The following is a 16,424-nucleotide window of genomic DNA, read 5'->3' as shown; positions in this document are numbered from 1 at the left end:
GACAGTGACGCGATCTTTAATCGCCCTTGGCCGGGGGCGGGGAAGCTCCGAGCACCCGAACCGCCTTCGGCACGCAGACGGCGGTCACCGGCAGGTCGCCGAGCGGTTCGCCGTCCGCGTACGCGGTGACGCCGACGGCTTCGAGGGTGACCGAGGAGGCCCGGTGCACGGTGACGACGGGGTGACTCAGGTGGGTCCCCCTGTACACCCGGGGGAACACCCTGAGCAGGGTCGTCCGGCTGCACTCGCCGACCACCGTGACGTCGAAGAGGCCGTCGTCCATGACCGCGTCGGCGCAGATGCGCATGCCGCCGCCGTAGGACGTGCCGTTGCCGACCGCGACGAGCGTCGCCGCTATCTCGCGGGGCGGCCCGTCGTCGAGAGTCATGCGGTACGTGACCGGCCTGAAGGCGGCCAGCTCGGCGAGGATCGCCACGTCGTACTTGAACCGGCCGCGCACCCAGCGCATCCGGTTGCCCCGGTCGTTGACCCGGGAGTCGAAGCCGGAGGCGAGGACGGAGCCGAACCAGCGCTCCCCGACCCGGCCGAGGTCGATCTCGCGCACGGGCGCCCGGCCCTTGAGCGCCTCGGCGGCGAGCCGGCCCGCCGCCTCCGGGTCGCGTATCGGCAGGCGCAGGGCGCGCGCGAAGTCGTTGCCCGTCCCCACCGCCACCACGCCCAGCGGGGTGAGCGTCCCGGCCACCGCCCGGAGGGCGAGCGACATGAGCCCGTCCCCGCCGACGGCTATCAGCGCCCCGGTCCCCTCCGCGACCGCGTCGCGCGCCCGGCGCAACGCGTCACCGGCGTCCTCGCCGAGGATCGTGCGTACCGCGAAGCCGGCCTCCCGCAACGCCGAAGCGGCCGGCCGCGCGGCTCGCGCGCCCCGGCCGCGACCCGCGGTGGGATTGACGAAGAGGGTGATCTCGCTGGTCACCCGGGGACCCTACAAGCTCAGGTGATGTCGTCGTAACCGTCGCGCACCGAGGGCCGGCCGCCGTCGGCCTGGCCGGGCAGGACGGGCGAAGCCGACACGTGCTCCATGTCGCCGATGTCCTCGGGGGTGAGGTCGAGCTGCGAGGCCTCGTCGTCGTCGAGGTCGGCGTCGGGGTTGTTGCGCTTGCGGCGCTTGTCGTTGGCCAGGCAGATGCCGAGCGCGATGAAGTACAGCAGCACGATGGGCGCGGCCAGCACGGCCATGGTGAGCGGGTCGCCGGTGGGGGTCGCCACCGCGGCGAAGATCGTGATGCCCATGATCATGGCGCGCCACCAGGAGGCCAGCCGCTTGGCGGTGAGCACTCCGGTGAAGTTGAGCAGGATGAGCAGCAGGGGCAGCTCGAAGGCGAGGCCGAAGACGACCACCATGCGCGTGATGATGTTGAGGTAGTCGTCGACGGGCAGCAGGTTCGTCGTGTGGTCCGGGGTGAAGTCGAGCAGCACCTCGGCGGTCTTCGGCATCAGCACGTAGGCGAGGGCGGCGCCCGCGAGGAACAGCGGCACACCGGCGCCGACGAAGCCCAGCGCGTATCGCTTCTCGTGCTTGTGGAGACCGGGGGCGAGGAACGCCCACAGCTGGTAGAGCCAGACGGGAGTGGAGAACACCACTCCTGCCATGAGGGAGACCTTGAGGGCGATGGAGAAGGGCGCGACGAGGCCGTTCACCGTCATCTCGGCGCACGGGTTCCCGTTGTTCTGCCTCTTCTCGCCGTTGGCGCACCCGACCGACTCCAGGATCGGGCGGATCAGGAAGTTGATCAGCTCGTTGTAGAAGAAGGCCGTGATCGAGGTGATCACGATGATCGCCAGGACCGCGATCAGCAGTCGGTTACGCAGCTCTCGCAGGTGATCAGCGAGGGGCATCCGCCCCTCGCTGTCCTTCTCCTGCTTGCGGGCAGACTTGAGCAACCCACTTCCCTCGTCTCGTGCGGCGGCCGGCGGAAGAACCCGTCGGCGCGGGTCAGCTCTGGGTGGTGGGCTTCGCTTCGCTCACCGGGCGGGAGCTCGTGACGTCGCCGGGCGCGGCCTGGATCGTACGCGCGGCCTGCTGGGTGCCCTGGTCGGCGGCGGCGTCCGGGGTGGTGGCCGTCGGCTCGTCGTCCTTCTTCATGGCCTTGGCCTCGCTCTTGAGGATGCGGGCGGACTTGCCCAGCGAACGGGCCATGTCGGGAAGCTTCTTGGCGCCGAACAACAGCAGGATGACAGCGATGATCAGAAAGATCTCGAGAGGCTTCAGATTGCCCATGATGTGCTTCCTTCTAGCTGAGGCGGCTGGAGGCGGGCTCGCTGCCCTTGAGTGCCGGATACACATCCGACCATTCGCCGGCAGCGATCGTAACCCGCGGGAGTAAACGCGAGGCAATGCCCGTGCGTACTTTTGATAGCGGCCCGCACCTCCCTGCCTGGGCCGTCTGCAGCAGCGTACCCCTCGGACCCCGGAAACTGGAGGGCGCGTCTTCCGGGCCTCTCTACGGCAGCGACTCTCCGGTCGCGGCCAGGCGGATGGCCGCGCGCTCCAGGTCCTCGGCGGCGCGGTTGACGCGCTCCGTGGTGCGGGTCACCTGGTGGCCGAGGCGCTGGGCCTCGACGAACACCCTGATGGCCAGCACGCCGAGCACGGCGATCCCGAGGAATCCCAGGGCGATGGCGAGCATGGGCCAGAACATGCGCAGAGCCTCGATGTGTCTAGTGTCCGGAAGGTCCCGGCGCGTCGCGGAACGTCTCAGGGACCGGTGTGCAGGCGCAGCGTGCGTACGCCGCCGTCGGTGAGGAGCTCCACTATCCGCTCCCCCGCCGGCTTGCGGACGCACGCGGCGCACTCGGGGCAGGTGAAGGAGTAGAACGTGGTGCGGCTGGTGGCGCCGATCACGAGCCGGAACTCCGCCGCCGCCAGCTCGAACCGCGCGCGGCAGTCCGGGCAGGCGGCCTTGAAGCGCGCGGACTGCGGCACCGCCACGGTGGGCACGGCGGTGAGGCCCGGCAGTGCGGACAGGTTCCCCATCTCTCCTCAGCCGTCCCTTCAGGCCGCGCCGTCGTACGCGGCGAGCGCCGCACGGGCCGCGTCCCGCGCGCTCTCGGCCAGCTCCGGGGGCGAGACGATGCGCCCCTCCCGGCCGAGCCGCAGCGCGAGCCGGCGCAGCGAGGCCGGGTCGGGGGTGCGCAGGCTGATCCGCAGTCCGCCGTCGGGCAGTTCCTCGGCCCGGTCGTGCGGGTAGTACTCGGCGACCCAGCGTCCGCCGGGGCCGACCTCGATCACGACCTCCGGGTCCTCGGCGGCCGGCTGGACCAGTCCTGCCGACAGGTCCCGCAGCTCCAGCTCGGGCGGGGCGGCGGGCTCGTCGAGCAGCCGGATCTCGGCGACCCGGTCGAGGCGGAAGGTGCGCCGGTCCTCGGAGGAGCGGCACCACGCCTCCATGTAGGTGTGGCCGACGGCGAACAGCCGGATCGGGTCCACCTCGCGCTCGGTGAGCTCGTCGCGGGCGGGCGAGTAGTAACGGAGCCACAGCCGGCGCCGCTCCGAGATCGCCCGGTCCACCTCGGCGAAGACGCCGCCCTCGGACTCGAAGGTCACCGAGAGCCGGGAGCTGGCCGCGCCCACCTCGCCGGCGGCGGTCTCCAGCTTCGCGGTGGCCCGCAGCAGCGCCTGGCGGTCGCTCTCGCGGAGCCCCGGCAGGGTCGCCACGGCGCGGGCGGCGACCAGCAGGGCCGTCGCCTCGTCGGCGGCGAGCCGCAGCGGTTCGGCGACGTCGTCCGGGTTGTGCCACCAGATGCGGTCGCCGTCGGTGTCGATGTCGAGCAGGTCGCCGCCCCGGAAGCTGGTCCCGCACATGGGCAGCACGTCGAGGTCGGAGATCAGCTCGTCCTCGGTGATCCCGAAGGCCCGGGCGACGTCCTGGACGTGGGCGCCGGGGCGCTCACGCAGGTACGTCACCAGGGAGAGCATCCGGCGCGTCTGATCGATGGCGTTCGTGGCCATGAATACGGTCCCCTCAGTCCTTGGCCACGGCGCGCAGCCGGTCCACCACGTCGGCCCGCAGGTCCTCGGGTCCGGTGACGACGACGTCGGGGCCGAACTCGACGAGCCAGGCGTCCAGGCCGTGGCCGTACGGGATCTCCAACTCCTCCCACCCGTTCCCGAGTTCCCGGACCGAGAGGGCCCGGGCGCGCAGCGGGTAGCCGGAGTCGGTGCGCAGCCTGATCAGGGCGGTCCGGGTGGCCGTCTCGCCCGCCCAGCTCTCGACGGTCTCGCGGACGGTGACCACGTCGGGCACCTCGGCGGTGAAGGCGCCGGCCCGGGAGCGGACCCTGCCGGTGATCCGGGAGAGCCGGAAGACGCGCTCCGCGCCCCGCTCCCGGTCCCAGCCGGCCAGGTACCAGTGGCCGCGCCAGCATTCCAGGGTCCACGGCTCGACCTGGCGCTGCTCGGGCTGGGCGGCGTTGGCCTTGCGGTAGTCGAAGGTCACCGGGCGGCGGTCGCGGCAGGCCAGCATCAGGGGTTCGAAGGCGGCCTCGTGGACGGGGATGCGCGGTTCGAGGGCGCTGTGCACCTCGTAGGCGTCCTCGGTCTCGGGCATCCCGGCCGCCCGCAGCTTCTGCAGGGCGCCGCTGGCCGCGCCGGCGAGGCGGGCCTGCTGCCAGACCTTGGCGGCCAGGCCGAGCGCGGCGGCCTCCTCGGCGTCCAGGGTGATGGGGGGCAGCCGGTTGCTGTCGCGGCGGGCGAGGTAGCCGGTCTCGCCGTCCAGGTTCTCCACGGTCTCGATGACCAGACCGAGCTCGCGCAGATCGTCCTTGTCCCGCTCGAACATCCGGTTGAAGGCGTCGTCGGAGGCCGCTTCGAGGTAGGCCTCGATGGAGCCGCGCAGTTCGCGCTTGCTGAGCGGGCGCCGGGTCCCCAGCAGACACAGCGCCAGGTTCATCAGCCGCTCGGCCTTGGCAATCGCCATCGACGCCCTTTCCCTCGTGCTCTACGACGCTCGACCGTACCGCCCCGGGGTGTCCGGACAAAAGCGAGGGCCCGTGCCGGCCGGCACGGGCCCTCGGAGCGCGGGGCGCGGGGCGCGGATCAGACGGCGACCAGGTCGCAGACGAAGATCAGCGTCTCCCCCGGGGCGATGCGGCCGCCGGCGCCGCGGTCACCGTAGGCGAGGTGCGCGGGGATGGTCAGCTGGCGACGGCCGCCGACCTTCATGCCCTGCACGCCCTGGTCCCAGCCCTGGATGACCTGGCCGGCACCGAGCTGGAACTTCAGCGGGGTGCCGCGGTTCCACGAGGCGTCGAACTCCTCGCCGGTGGAGAAGGCGACCCCGACGTAGTGGACGGAGACGGTCTGGCCGGCCCTGGCCACCTCGCCGTCGCCCTCCCAGATGTCCTTGATCTCCAGACCGGCCGGCGGCTCGCCACCCGGGAAGTCGATCTCGGGCTTCTCGATGCTCACTGACTTGCTCCTCTTACTGATGAACTGGGCAACCGGGACAGTCTTACATCTTCGCCAGGATGTCCACGGCGAAGACCAGCGTGGAGTTGGCGGGGATGGACTGCTGCTCCTTGTCGCCGAGGCCCTGGTCCGGCGGCACGACCAGCAGCACCCGGCTGCCGATCTTCTTGCCGACCAGACCGTTCTTCAGGCCCTTGAGGGTGACCTGCGCCAGCGGGAAGGTGGCCGTCTTGCCCGTGGTGTACGTGTTGTCGAACTCCTTGCCGTCCTTCCAGAGCTTGGCCACGTAGTTCACGACGACCGAGTCGGTCTCCCCGACCACGTCGCCCTTGGACTCCAGGACGTAGTTGGAGACCAGCTTCTTCGGCGGGTCGACCTTGCTGGGGATGGTCAGGCTCGGCGCCTTGCCGTCGGTGTTGGTGCCCACCTTGGGGAGGTCCGCGTCGTCCTGGGCGACGGCGGTGCCCTTGGCGGACGCCGGGATCTGCTTCGCCTTCAGGATGTCGACGACGAAGACCAGGGTGGCGTTGGCCTTGATGTCGCCCTGGCCCTGGGCGCCGTAACCCAGGTCCGGCGGAATGATGAGCTGGACCCTGCTGCCGACCTTCTGGCCGAGCAGGCCCTTCTCCCAACCCTGGATGACCATGCCGGCACCGAGCGTCAGGTCGAACGGCTGCTTACGGTCGAAGCTGTTGTCGAACGGCTCGGTGGAGTCGTACTGCTGGCCGAGGTAGTTGACCTGGGCCACGTCGCCGTTCTTGAGCTTCGCGCCGTCGCCCTCGCTGATGACCTTGGTCTTCAGCTCCTTGGGCGGCGTTCCCGTGCCCTTGGCCAGGGTGGGCTTCTCACCGAACTTCGCGCCCGCGGTGATGGCGGGGAAACCGCCCTGGGAGGGGGCGGACGCGGAGGCGGAAGCGGAGTCGGAGCCCTTGTCGTCGCTGCCGCAGGCCGCTGACAACAGCAGCAGGGGGACGACGAGAAGGCCGGCAAGTCGGCGCACTGGTTCCTCAGATCTCAGACGGCATATGTGGGGGACATGCCCGGGAGGCTCCCGGGGCCCCCGTTACTCTAGGCCGTGCGAAGGGCCCCGTACGAGGAACGTACGGGGCCCGGGTCGCGCCGGGTGGCGGGGCGTGTCCCGCGCCGGCTCACATACCCGCGATCAGCTTCTCCACGCGGTCGTCCACGGACCGGAACGGGTCCTTGCACAGCACCGTGCGCTGCGCCTGGTCGTTGAGCTTGAGGTGGACCCAGTCGACGGTGAAGTCCCGCCGCTGCTCCTGGGCCCGCCGGATGAAGTCGCCGCGCAGCCGCGCCCTGGTCGTCTGCGGGGGCACCGACTTGCCCTCGAAGATCTTCAGGTCGTTGCACACCCGGGCTGCCTGCCCCTTGCGCTCCAGCAGGTAGTAGAGACCCCGGCGGCGGTGGATGTCGTGGTAGGCGAGGTCTATCTGCGCCACCCGCGGATTCGACATGGTCATGTTGTGCTTGGCCCGGTACCGCTCGATGAGCTTGTACTTCATGACCCAGTCGATCTCGGTGCCGATCCGGTCGAGGTCCTCGGCCTCGATCGCGTCGAGCGTGCGGCCCCACAGTTCGAGGACGCGCTCGACGTTGCCCGTGCGGATGCCGCGGCGGTCGACGAAGTCCACGGCCTTCTCGTAGTACTCGCGCTGCACCTCTATGGCCGACGCCTCCCGGCCACTGGCGAGCCGGACCTTGCGCTGCCCGGTGGTGTCGTGGCTGACCTCGCGGATCGCCCGGATCGGGTTCTCCAGGGTCAGGTCGCGCATCACCGTGCCCGCCTCGATCATGCGGAGCACCAGGTCGGTCGCGCCGACCTTGAGCAGCATGGTCGTCTCGGACATGTTGGAGTCACCGACGATGACGTGGAGGCGGCGGTAGCGCTCCGCGTCCGCGTGCGGCTCGTCACGGGTGTTGATGATCGGTCGCGAGCGCGTCGTCGCGGAGCTGACGCCCTCCCAGATGTGCTCGGCACGCTGGCTGACGCAGTAGACCGCGCCCCGGGGGGTCTGCAGCACCTTGCCGGCGCCGCAGATCAGCTGCCTGGTGACGAGGAAGGGAATGAGGATGTCCGCGAGACGGGAGAATTCTCCGTGCCGGGCCACGAGGTAGTTCTCATGGCATCCGTAGGAGTTTCCCGCCGAGTCGGTGTTGTTCTTGAAGAGATAGACGTCGCCGGCGATTCCCTCCTCGTGCAGGCGGCGTTCGGCGTCGACGAGCAGGCCTTCGAGAATGCGCTCGCCGGACTTGTCGTGGGTGACCAGCTCGGTCAGGTTGTCGCATTCGGGGGTTGCATATTCCGGATGCGATCCCACGTCGAGGTAGAGGCGGGCGCCGTTCCGCAGAAAGACGTTGCTGCTGCGGCCCCATGACACAACACGGCGGAAGAGGTAGCGCGCCACTTCATCAGGAGACAGTCGGCGCTGTCCCCTGAACGTGCACGTGACGCCGTACTCGTTCTCCAGCCCGAAAATGCGGCGGTCCATGACTGAACATTACGCCTGATGGCCCGAGCTGAAACCGGGTTCGACGGCACCGTTTCGATCATTTTCGGATCCTCGCACCGCGACGGCGGTACGGGCGGGAGCCGTGAGCACCGTTCCGGTGGCGAGCAGCACCAGCAGCGCCGCCACTCCACCGGCCCCCGCGACGGCGAAGCTCCACACCGTCCCGCCCAGTTCGACGGCCGGGCCGGCCACCGCGGTCCCCGCGGCCGCGCCCACCCCGAAGGTCGTCACGAGCCACGAGAACGCCTCCGTCACCGTCCCGCGCGGGGCGTGCCGGTCGACGACGATGAACGAGCACGCGATGGCTGGGGCGAGGAACACCCCGGAGACGGCAGCCAGCAGGGTCATCGCGACCGGACCCGGCGTCAGCATCAGCGGCAGGTAGCCCAGCGCGAGCAGTCCCACGATCACCCGCAGCCGACGCTCCGGCGCCCCGGCCCACTGCCGTGCCCCGTACACCGCCCCGCCGGTCAGAGCGCCGAGCCCGAGGGCCGCCATCAGCCAGCCGTAGACGGAGTCCCCGCCGTGGTCGTCGGCGTACGCCAGGCCCGCCACGCTGATGGAGCCCAGCGCGAGGCCCACGAAGAAGAACGAGCCGAGCAGCGCCAGCAGTCCGGGCGAGCGCAGCGCGCCCAGCCAGTGCGCCTCGCGCGGGGCGGAGCGCCAGGCCCGCGAGGGCTCGGACAGCACGACCGACAAGGCGCCGAGCACGCCGATCGCGTTGATGACGAGCAGGGCGGCGGCGGGCGACCAGAGGGAGACCAGCAGGGTCACGAGCAGCGGGCCCGCGGTGAACATGACCTCCTGCGCGACGGCGTCCATGGCGTAGGCCCGGTGCACCCGGTCCTCACCGCCCAGCACGCTCGGCCACAGCGCCCGCAGGCCGCCCTCCAGCGGTGGCGTGAAGAGCCCGCCCACGGCCACCGCCGCGTAGGCGAGCGGCAGGAAGCCGCAGCCCGCCACGGCGAGCACGCCCATGCCCAGCGCGGAGAGGACCGCGGCGGGCAGTTGGACGCGCGGCTGCCCGTACAGGTCCACCGCGCGGCCGAGCAGCGGCTGTCCCACCGCCGTGGCCAGCCCGTACACCGCCGCGAGCGCGCCCGCGAGCGTGTAGCTGCCGCCCTCGTCCCGGACGAACAGCACGATCGCGATGCTCGCCGTGCCGTTCGGCAGCCGGCCCACCAGGGTGCCCGTCAGCAGCCTGACGACGTGCCGCGCCCGGAGGATGTCCAGATATCCCGCGGCCATGTCCCGCCCCTCTCCCTCCGGTGCCCGTGCGGACCTGCGAGGTTTTACGTATAACTTCGAGGTTCATACGTACCATGAGCCCGTCCGCAGGTCCACCTCACGGGCCTGCCCCGACCGGCCCGGAGGCCCGCGTGACCAGCCCAGCACCGCCCGGCCCGCCCCGGCCCACCAGCCGTGACGTGGCCCGGGCCGCAGGCGTCTCCCAGGCCACGGTCTCGCTCGTCCTCGGCGACAAGTGGCGGGGACGGGTCTCCGAGTCCACCGCCGGCCGGGTGCGCGACGCCGCCCGCGGCCTCGGCTACCGGCCCAATCTCGCCGCCCGCAACCTGCGCCTCGGCCGCACCAGGACGGCCCTGCTGGTCGTTCCCGCCCTCACCAACGAGTTCTTCGCCCGGGTCTACACCGGCGCCGCCGCGGTCGCCGCCGAGCACGGCTTCGGGGTCGTCCTCTACCCCTCCCCCGACGGCACCGGCCCGGCCCGCGACCCCTTCCCGTCGGCCCGCGCGGCGCTGGACGGGGTCATCGCCTCGTCCATGGCCGCCGACGCGCTCGACGCCCTGCACGGCGCGGACGTCCCGCTGGTGATGCTGGACAGCGACCCCTCGGCGCCGGGGCCCGCCGCCCGGGTCAATCCGGACATCGCCGACGGGATGCGCCAGGTGGCCCGCCATCTGCTCGCCCTCGGCCACCGGCGCTTCCTCCACCTCGCCTCGGCCGTCGACACCTGGACCTTCGGCTGCCGCGCGGACGCCCTGCACGAGGAACTGCGCCGGGTCCCCGGCACCGAGGTGCGCACGGTGCACGCGGCGCTGGACGTACGGGCGGGGCGGGACGCGGCGGAACACGCGCTGGGTCTCCCCGGGACCCGTCCGACCGCGATCGTCTGCGACGACGACATCCTGGCGGCGGGCGCCTGCAAGGCCGCCCGTCGGTTCGGGCTGCGGGTGCCCGACGACGTCTCGGTCACCGGCTTCGACGACCTGGCCCTGGCCACGGCCGTGGAACCGGAACTGACCACGGTCCGGCTGCCCGCCGAGCAGGTCGGTGAGCGCGGCATGGCCGCCCTGCTGGCCGTGCTGGACGGCCGGCCCGCCGAAGCCGGCAGCCTGCCGGTGCGGCTGGTCGCCCGCGGTTCGACGGCGCCCCCGCCCGCATGACGAAGCCCCGGTCCGCCCGCGTTTGCGCGGGCGGACCGGGGCTCGGTGGATCAGGCAGCGGGAACCGCTACTCCACGTCCCCGCCGGAGTCCGTCGTGTCGGTCGTGCCCTTCGGCCCCTTCGGGTCCGTGGTGGCGGTGGGGGTCTCGCCGTCCTCGGCGTCGGACGGGGCGTCGGTCGGCGTCGACGCGGCGGCCTCGGCCTCCAGCAGCCGGGCCAGCTGCCGGCCGACGATCCGCTTGAACTTCCGCTGCTGCGGCCGCGTACGGTCCAGGACCGCGACCTCGAGCCGCTCTGCGGGGATCTCCCGCTCGCTGCCGTTGGGGTCGCGGGACAGCGCCTGCACCGCCAGCTTCAGCGCCTCGGCGAGCGACATCCCGTCACGGTGGCGCTGGTCGAGGAAGGTGCTGATCTGCTCCGCGTTGCCGCCGACCGCGACCGAGCCGTGCTCGTCCACGATCGAGCCGTCGTGCGGCAGCCGGTAGATCTGGTCGCCCTCCGGCTCGGTGCCCACCTCGGCGACCACGAGCTCCACCTCGTACGGCTTCTCGGCCGCACTGGAGAAAATGGTGCCGAGCGTCTGCGCGTAGACGTTCGCCAGCCCACGGGCCGTCACATCGTCGCGGTCATAGGTGTATCCGCGCAGATCCGCATAGCGGACCCCGCCGATGCGGAGGTTCTCGTACTCGTTGTACTTACCGGCGGCGGCGAAACCGATCCGGTCGTAGATCTCGCTGAACTTGTGCAGCGCACGGGACGGGTTCTCGCCGACGAACACAATGCCGTCGGCGTACTGCAGCACAACCAGGCTGCGACCACGGGCAATGCCCTTCCGGGCGTATTCCGCCCGGTCGGCCATGGCCTGCTGAGGTGAGACATAGAACGGCGTCGACACCGGCTATCCGTCCCTTTCTGTCAGTGGCAGGAGCATCGAAGAAGCCTGGATACGAACGCTTGCTCAGAGCAGCGCGGCGCGCGGGCCGTCGGGCTGTTCCAGGCGGCGTTCCAGAATCGAGCGGGCGATCTCGGAGGATTCCGCGTCGGTCAGCTTCCGGAAGCCCTCGTCCGTGATGACGGTGACGATCGGATAGATACGGCGGGCCACGTCCGGGCCGCCCGTCGCCGAGTCGTCGTCCGCCGCGTCGTACAGCGCCTGCACGACCAGCGTCAGCGTCTCCTCCTCCGTCAGGTCCTCGCGGTAGAGCTTCTTCATCGAGCCTCGCGCGAAGATGGAGCCGGAGCCGGTGGAGGCGTATCCGTGCTCCTCGGAACGCCCGCCGGTGACGTCGTAGCTGAAGATGCGTCCGCGCTCGCGGTCGACGTCGTAGCCGGCGAAGAGCGGGACGACGGCGAGGCCCTGCATGGCCATCGCCAGGTTGCCCCGGATCATCGTCGAGAGCCGGTTCGCCTTGCCCTCCAGGGAGAGCTGGGCGCCCTCCACCTTCTCGAAGTGCTCCAGCTCCAGCTGGAAGAGCTTGACCATCTCCACGGCGAGACCCGCCGTACCGGCGATGCCCACCGCCGAGTACTCGTCGGCCGGGAAGACCTTCTCGATGTCGCGCTGCGCGATCATGTTGCCCATGGTCGCCCGCCGGTCACCGGCCAGGACGACACCGCCGGGGAAGGCCGCCGCCACGATCGTCGTGCCGTGCGGCGCCTCGATGGCGCCCTTCATGGGGGGCATCTGCCGGTTGCCGGGCAGCATCCCGGGCGCCTGGTCGGACAGGAAGTCCATGAAGGAGGACGATCCCGGCGTCAGGAAGGCAGCGGGTAGACGCCCGGTGCTACGAGTGTTGGCTTCCACGCGTTTCCCTCCAGGTATGCGATGGCCCTGCGCAAGGCGTCAGGAGCATCTCCCAACTTGCCGATGGCCGAGTTGCAGTTGAAGCACGGTATGCCCCGGACCCTACCCGTCCGGCGGCAGTGATCCACATAGGAGGCGGAGGCAATCGGACCGGCAGCGCGGTCCGCGCCCGCGGTGTGCGGCACGGGCCGACCGCCCGTGCCGCACACCCGCCGCCGGCCTCCGGCGCGGAGCCGGTTACTCGCCGCCCTTCTGAACAAATGAGCGAACGAAGTCCTCGGCGTTGGCCTCGAGCACGTCGTCGATCTCGTCGAGGACGTCGTCCACGTCGTCGCTCAGCTTCTCCTGGCGTTCCTTGAGGTCCTCGGATGCCTGCGCGTCCTGCGCCTGCTCCTCGACCTCCTCCGTGGAGCGCGTCGCCTTCTGCTGTCCGCCGTCGGTGTCCTTGGTCGCCATCTAGCTCACCCCGCTCGGTTCGAAGCACTTGATCAGACCCTACCTACGGGGTCCGACATTGGCCCGGTACTTGTCTCAACGTCCGGAGGTCATCGGAATGATTCCCAGCCGGGAGCCCTTTCAGGCGCCTTCAGCCACCCGAGAGGACCTGGACCAGTTCCTGCGCCGTGCGGCACCGGTCCAGGAGGGATTTCACGTGCTCCCGCGTGCCCCGCAGCGGCTCCATGGTGGGCACCCGCTGCAGCGAGTCCTGGCCCGGCAGGTCGAAGATGACAGAGTCCCAGGAGGCCGCGGCCACGTCGTCCGCGTACTGTTCGAGGCAGCGGCCGCGGAAGTACGCCCTGGTGTCCTCGGGCGGCGCCGTACGCGCCCGCTCGACCTCGCGCTCGTCGAGGAGGCGCTTCATCCGGCCCCGGGCCACCAGACGGTTGTACAGGCCCTTGTCCTGCCGTACGTCCGCGTACTGCAGGTCCACCAGGTGCAGGCGGGCCGCGTCCCAGTCCAGGCCGTCGCGGCGCCGGTAGCCCTCCATGAGCGCCCGCTTCGCCACCCAGTCCAGCTCGTCGGCCAGGCTCATGGGGTCGTTCTCCAGCCGGTTCAGAGTGTCCTCCCACCGGCTGAGGACGTCCTTGGTCTGCTCGTCGGCGTCCGCCCCGTACCGCTCCTCGACGTATTTGCGGCCCAGCTCGAAGTACTCCATCTGGAGCTGCACCGCGGTGAGTGTCCGGCCGCTGCGCAGCGTGATCAGCTGCCGGAGGCCGGGGTCGTGGGAGACGTGGTGCAGCGTGCGCACCGGCTGGTCGACGGCCAGGTCGACGTTGATGAAGCCGTCCTCGATCATGGACAGGACGAGCGAGGTGGTGCCCAGCTTGAGGTACGTCGAGATCTCGGAGAGGTTCGCGTCGCCGATGATCACATGGAGCCGGCGGTACTTCTCGGCGTCGGCGTGGGGCTCGTCGCGGGTGTTGATGATCGGGCGCTTGAGCGTGGTCTCCAGGCCGACCTCGACCTCGAAGTAGTCGGCGCGCTGGCTGAGCTGGAAGCCGTGCTCATGGCCGTCCTGGCCGATTCCGACCCGTCCGGCGCCGGTCACCACCTGCCGCGAGACGAAGAACGGCGTCAGGTGCCGCACGATGTCCGAGAACGGGGTCTCCCGCTTCATCAGGTAGTTCTCGTGCGTCCCGTAGGAGGCGCCCTTGTTGTCGGTGTTGTTCTTGTAGAGGTGGATCGGCTGGGCGCCCGGAAGCTGCGCGGCGCGCTCGGCAGCCTCGGCCATGATGCGCTCGCCGGCCTTGTCCCACAGGACCGCGTCCCGGGGGTTGGTGATCTCCGGGGAGCTGTACTCGGGGTGCGCGTGGTCGACGTAGAGCCGGGCCCCGTTGGTGAGGATGACATTGGCCAGGCCGATGTCCTCGTCCGTGAGCTGGCTGGAGTCGGCGGTCTCGCGGGCGAGGTCGAAGCCTCGCGCGTCCCGCAGCGGGTTCTCCTCCTCGAAGTCCCAGCGGGCGCGGCGCGCCCGGTGCATCGCCGCCGCGTAGGCGTTGACGATCTGGGACGAGGTGAGCATGGCATTGGCGTTGGGGTGTCCGGGGACGGAGATCCCGTACTCGGTCTCGATGCCCATTACTCGCCGTACGGTCATGCGGCCCTCCTTGCCCGGCGGCGCTCCCTTCCGGGGCGGCGCTCAAGTACCGCTGCTTGTTCGGTGCGTGCGCGGTCTGCCCGTCCCGCGCTGCGTGAACGGGCGGTACGCCAGAGCCTAGAACGCCTCCGTGCCGGTGGGGAGATCAAATGCGTCGTCATTACCGCGGTGTCGCCGCGGCTGTCCGGAAAGCAACCGGCTGCGGATGCCCGGCGGGCATCCGCAGCCGGCCCGCGTCCTACAGGTACTGCCCGGTGTTGGCCACCGTGTCGATGGAGCGGCCGGTGTCCGCGCCCTGCTTTCCGGTGACGAGCGTGCGGATGAAGACGATCCGCTCGCCCTTCTTGCCGGAGATACGGGCCCAGTCGTCCGGGTTGGTGGTGTTCGGAAGGTCCTCGTTCTCCTTGAACTCGTCCACGCAGGCCTGGAGGAGGTGGGAGACGCGAAGGCCCTTCTGGCCGTGGTCGAGGAAGGCCTTGATGGCCATCTTCTTGGCCCGGTCGACGATGTTCTGGATCATCGCGCCGGAGTTGAAGTCCTTGAAGTACAGGACTTCCTTGTCGCCGTTGGCGTACGTGACCTCGAGGAAGCGGTTCTCCTCGGACTCGGTGTACATCCGCTCGACGACCGACTGGATCATGGCGTGCGCGGCGGCTTCCTTCGAGCCGGTGTGCTCGGCCAGGTCGTCCGCGTGCAGCGGCAGCGAAGGCGTGAGGTACTTCGCGAAGATGTCCTTCGCGGCCTCCGCGTCGGGGCGCTCGATCTTGATCTTCACGTCGAGCCGGCCCGGGCGGAGGATCGCCGGGTCGATCATGTCCTCGCGGTTGGAGGCGCCGATGACGATGACGTTCTCCAGGCCCTCGACGCCGTCGATCTCGGCGAGCAGCTGGGGGACGATGGTGTTCTCCACGTCCGAGCTGACGCCCGATCCACGGGTGCGGAAGAGCGACTCCATCTCGTCGAAGAAGACGATGACGGGGGTGCCCTCACTCGCCTTCTCACGGGCACGCTGGAAGACCAGGCGGATGTGGCGCTCGGTCTCGCCGACGTACTTGTTGAGGAGCTCGGGGCCCTTGATGTTGAGGAAGTAGCTCTTGCCGGCGGGCTGGCCGGTGACCTCGGCGACCTTCTTCGCCAGGGAGTTGGCGACGGCCTTGGCGATGAGCGTCTTGCCGCAGCCGGGCGGGCCGTAGAGCAGGATGCCCTTCGGCGGACGGAGCTCGTGCTCCTTGAAGAGGTCGGGGTGGAGATAGGGAAGTTCGACCGCGTCGCGGATCAGCTCGATCTGGTCGCCCAGGCCGCCGATCTTGTCGTAGTCGATGTCCGGCACTTCTTCGAGGACGAGCTCTTCGACCTCGCTCTTGGGCACGACTTCGTAGACGTAGCCGGACCGGGGTTCGAGCAGCAGGGCGTCGCCGGGACGGATGGTGACGTCCAGCAGCGGCTCGGCGAGCCTCACCACCCTTTCCTCGTCGGTGTGCCCGATGACCAGGGCGCGTTCGCCGTCCTCAAGGATCTCCTTGAGGGTGACGATGTCCCCGGCACGCTCGAATTCCATGGCGTCGACCACGTTGAGCGCTTCGTTGAGCATGACCTCCTGGCCGCGCCGGAGGTCTTCGAGTTCGACGCTGGGGCTGACGTTCACCCGGAGCTTGCGGCCCCCGGTGAAGATGTCGCAGGTGCCGTCCTCGTTGGCCTGCAGGAACACCCCGAAGCCGGCCGGCGGCTGTGCGAGCCGGTCGACCTCCTCCTTGAGGGCCACGATCTGGTCGCGGGCCTCGCGGAGTGTGCCGGCGAGCCGCTCGTTCTGGGCGGACACGCCTGCGAGGTTGGTCTGCAACTCGACGATCCGCTCTTCGAGAATCCTCGTATGACGCGGAGAGTCGGCGAGCTTACGTCGCAGGACGGCGATTTCCTGCTCGAGATAGGCGACCTGGCCGGCTGGGTCGTCGGACCCCCGCCCGGGCCGGATGCCGCGGTTGATGTCGTCGTCGTGGGCTGCCACGGTCCTCACCTCCTCCAAGGGGAGCTGGACGCTTCCTGACCCTACCTGCGTGGGTGGTGATTGAAACCCCTAGATCACAAAGACTGTGAGGTGTGTCCGATCTTCACCCTTGCGCTCTCCCCGTCCCAGGGGGGATACCCACCGTTCAACATC

Annotated in this window: 17 protein-coding genes and 1 pseudogene; 1 reads left to right on the top strand and 17 read right to left on the bottom strand. The window is 70.1% G+C overall.

Annotated elements, in window-relative coordinates; translation table 11 throughout:
- Positions 1 to 16 precede the first annotated feature (16 nt).
- The 11 genes from ABZ564_RS05295 to ABZ564_RS05245 all read right to left on the bottom strand — a co-directional run bounded on the left by ABZ564_RS05295 (position 17) and on the right by ABZ564_RS05245 (position 9,207).
- Complete coding sequence (locus tag ABZ564_RS05295; RefSeq protein ID WP_360849728.1) at positions 17 to 934, bottom strand: diacylglycerol kinase; 918 nt, start codon at positions 932 to 934, stop codon at positions 17 to 19.
- Between the two features lie 17 nt (positions 935 to 951).
- Positions 952 to 1,902, bottom strand: a complete 951-nt coding sequence (gene tatC, locus ABZ564_RS05290; protein WP_360849725.1) for a twin-arginine translocase subunit TatC — start codon at positions 1,900 to 1,902, stop codon at positions 952 to 954.
- 52 nt (positions 1,903 to 1,954) lie between these two features.
- Complete coding sequence (gene tatA / locus ABZ564_RS05285; protein ID WP_360849937.1) at positions 1,955 to 2,242, bottom strand: Sec-independent protein translocase subunit TatA; 288 nt, start codon at positions 2,240 to 2,242, stop codon at positions 1,955 to 1,957.
- Between the two features lie 220 nt (positions 2,243 to 2,462).
- The gene (locus ABZ564_RS05280; protein ID WP_360849722.1) at positions 2,463 to 2,660 is read right to left on the bottom strand and encodes a hypothetical protein; all 198 of its coding nucleotides are present in this window, start codon (positions 2,658 to 2,660) and stop codon (positions 2,463 to 2,465) included.
- A gap of 56 nt (positions 2,661 to 2,716) precedes the next feature.
- On the bottom strand, positions 2,717 to 2,995 hold the full coding sequence (locus tag ABZ564_RS05275; protein ID WP_360849720.1) for a hypothetical protein: 279 nt from the start codon (positions 2,993 to 2,995) through the stop codon (positions 2,717 to 2,719).
- Positions 2,996 to 3,013: 18 nt separating this feature from the next.
- Positions 3,014 to 3,970 carry a WYL domain-containing protein gene (locus tag ABZ564_RS05270; protein ID WP_360849717.1) on the bottom strand — a complete coding sequence of 319 codons (957 nt, stop codon included), beginning with the start codon at positions 3,968 to 3,970 and terminating at the stop codon, positions 3,014 to 3,016.
- A 13-nt stretch (positions 3,971 to 3,983) separates the two neighbouring features.
- Positions 3,984 to 4,937, bottom strand: a complete 954-nt coding sequence (locus ABZ564_RS05265; RefSeq protein ID WP_360849714.1) for a WYL domain-containing protein — start codon at positions 4,935 to 4,937, stop codon at positions 3,984 to 3,986.
- A gap of 119 nt (positions 4,938 to 5,056) precedes the next feature.
- The gene (locus ABZ564_RS05260) at positions 5,057 to 5,428 is read right to left on the bottom strand and encodes an FKBP-type peptidyl-prolyl cis-trans isomerase (protein ID WP_360849711.1); all 372 of its coding nucleotides are present in this window, start codon (positions 5,426 to 5,428) and stop codon (positions 5,057 to 5,059) included.
- Between the two features lie 43 nt (positions 5,429 to 5,471).
- Positions 5,472 to 6,428 (bottom strand): FKBP-type peptidyl-prolyl cis-trans isomerase, encoded by a 957-nt coding sequence (locus tag ABZ564_RS05255; RefSeq protein ID WP_360849708.1) that lies wholly within the window; start codon positions 6,426 to 6,428, stop codon positions 5,472 to 5,474.
- 148 nt (positions 6,429 to 6,576) lie between these two features.
- Positions 6,577 to 7,938, bottom strand: coding sequence for a Pup--protein ligase (pafA, locus tag ABZ564_RS05250; protein WP_360849705.1), 1,362 nt, complete (start codon positions 7,936 to 7,938; stop codon positions 6,577 to 6,579).
- Between the two features lie 9 nt (positions 7,939 to 7,947).
- Complete coding sequence (locus tag ABZ564_RS05245) at positions 7,948 to 9,207, bottom strand: MFS transporter (protein WP_360849702.1); 1,260 nt, start codon at positions 9,205 to 9,207, stop codon at positions 7,948 to 7,950.
- Between the two features lie 131 nt (positions 9,208 to 9,338).
- On the opposite strand from ABZ564_RS05245, the gene ABZ564_RS05240 reads away from it, so the two are divergent.
- Positions 9,339 to 10,364 carry a LacI family DNA-binding transcriptional regulator gene (locus ABZ564_RS05240; protein ID WP_360849699.1) on the top strand — a complete coding sequence of 342 codons (1,026 nt, stop codon included), beginning with the start codon at positions 9,339 to 9,341 and terminating at the stop codon, positions 10,362 to 10,364.
- 67 nt (positions 10,365 to 10,431) lie between these two features.
- Here ABZ564_RS05240 and prcA read toward each other — a convergent pair whose 3' ends face one another.
- The 6 genes and pseudogenes from prcA to arc form a co-directional block, all read right to left on the bottom strand.
- Complete coding sequence (gene prcA, locus ABZ564_RS05235) at positions 10,432 to 11,259, bottom strand: proteasome subunit alpha (protein ID WP_360849696.1); 828 nt, start codon at positions 11,257 to 11,259, stop codon at positions 10,432 to 10,434.
- 63 nt (positions 11,260 to 11,322) lie between these two features.
- The gene (gene prcB, locus ABZ564_RS05230; protein WP_360849693.1) at positions 11,323 to 12,168 is read right to left on the bottom strand and encodes a proteasome subunit beta; all 846 of its coding nucleotides are present in this window, start codon (positions 12,166 to 12,168) and stop codon (positions 11,323 to 11,325) included.
- A pseudogene (locus tag ABZ564_RS05225) lies at positions 12,120 to 12,302 on the bottom strand (endonuclease domain-containing protein); the annotation flags it as partial. The gene prcB and the pseudogene ABZ564_RS05225, both read right to left, overlap by 49 nt.
- Before the next feature lie 103 nt (positions 12,303 to 12,405).
- Positions 12,406 to 12,624, bottom strand: a complete 219-nt coding sequence (locus ABZ564_RS05220) for a ubiquitin-like protein Pup (protein ID WP_360849690.1) — start codon at positions 12,622 to 12,624, stop codon at positions 12,406 to 12,408.
- A gap of 130 nt (positions 12,625 to 12,754) precedes the next feature.
- Positions 12,755 to 14,266 carry a depupylase/deamidase Dop gene (gene dop, locus ABZ564_RS05215; RefSeq protein WP_360849687.1) on the bottom strand — a complete coding sequence of 504 codons (1,512 nt, stop codon included), beginning with the start codon at positions 14,264 to 14,266 and terminating at the stop codon, positions 12,755 to 12,757.
- A gap of 238 nt (positions 14,267 to 14,504) precedes the next feature.
- Positions 14,505 to 16,271 carry a proteasome ATPase gene (arc, locus tag ABZ564_RS05210; protein WP_360849684.1) on the bottom strand — a complete coding sequence of 589 codons (1,767 nt, stop codon included), beginning with the start codon at positions 16,269 to 16,271 and terminating at the stop codon, positions 14,505 to 14,507.
- Between the last annotated feature and the right edge of the window lie 153 nt (positions 16,272 to 16,424).

The organism is Streptomyces sp. NPDC019224 (assembly GCF_040632605.1).
Taxonomy (GTDB): Bacteria; Actinomycetota; Actinomycetes; order Streptomycetales; family Streptomycetaceae; genus Streptomyces.
The sequence above is the reverse complement of the archived record's forward strand: the minus strand, read 5'-3'. Positions and strand labels throughout refer to the sequence as shown.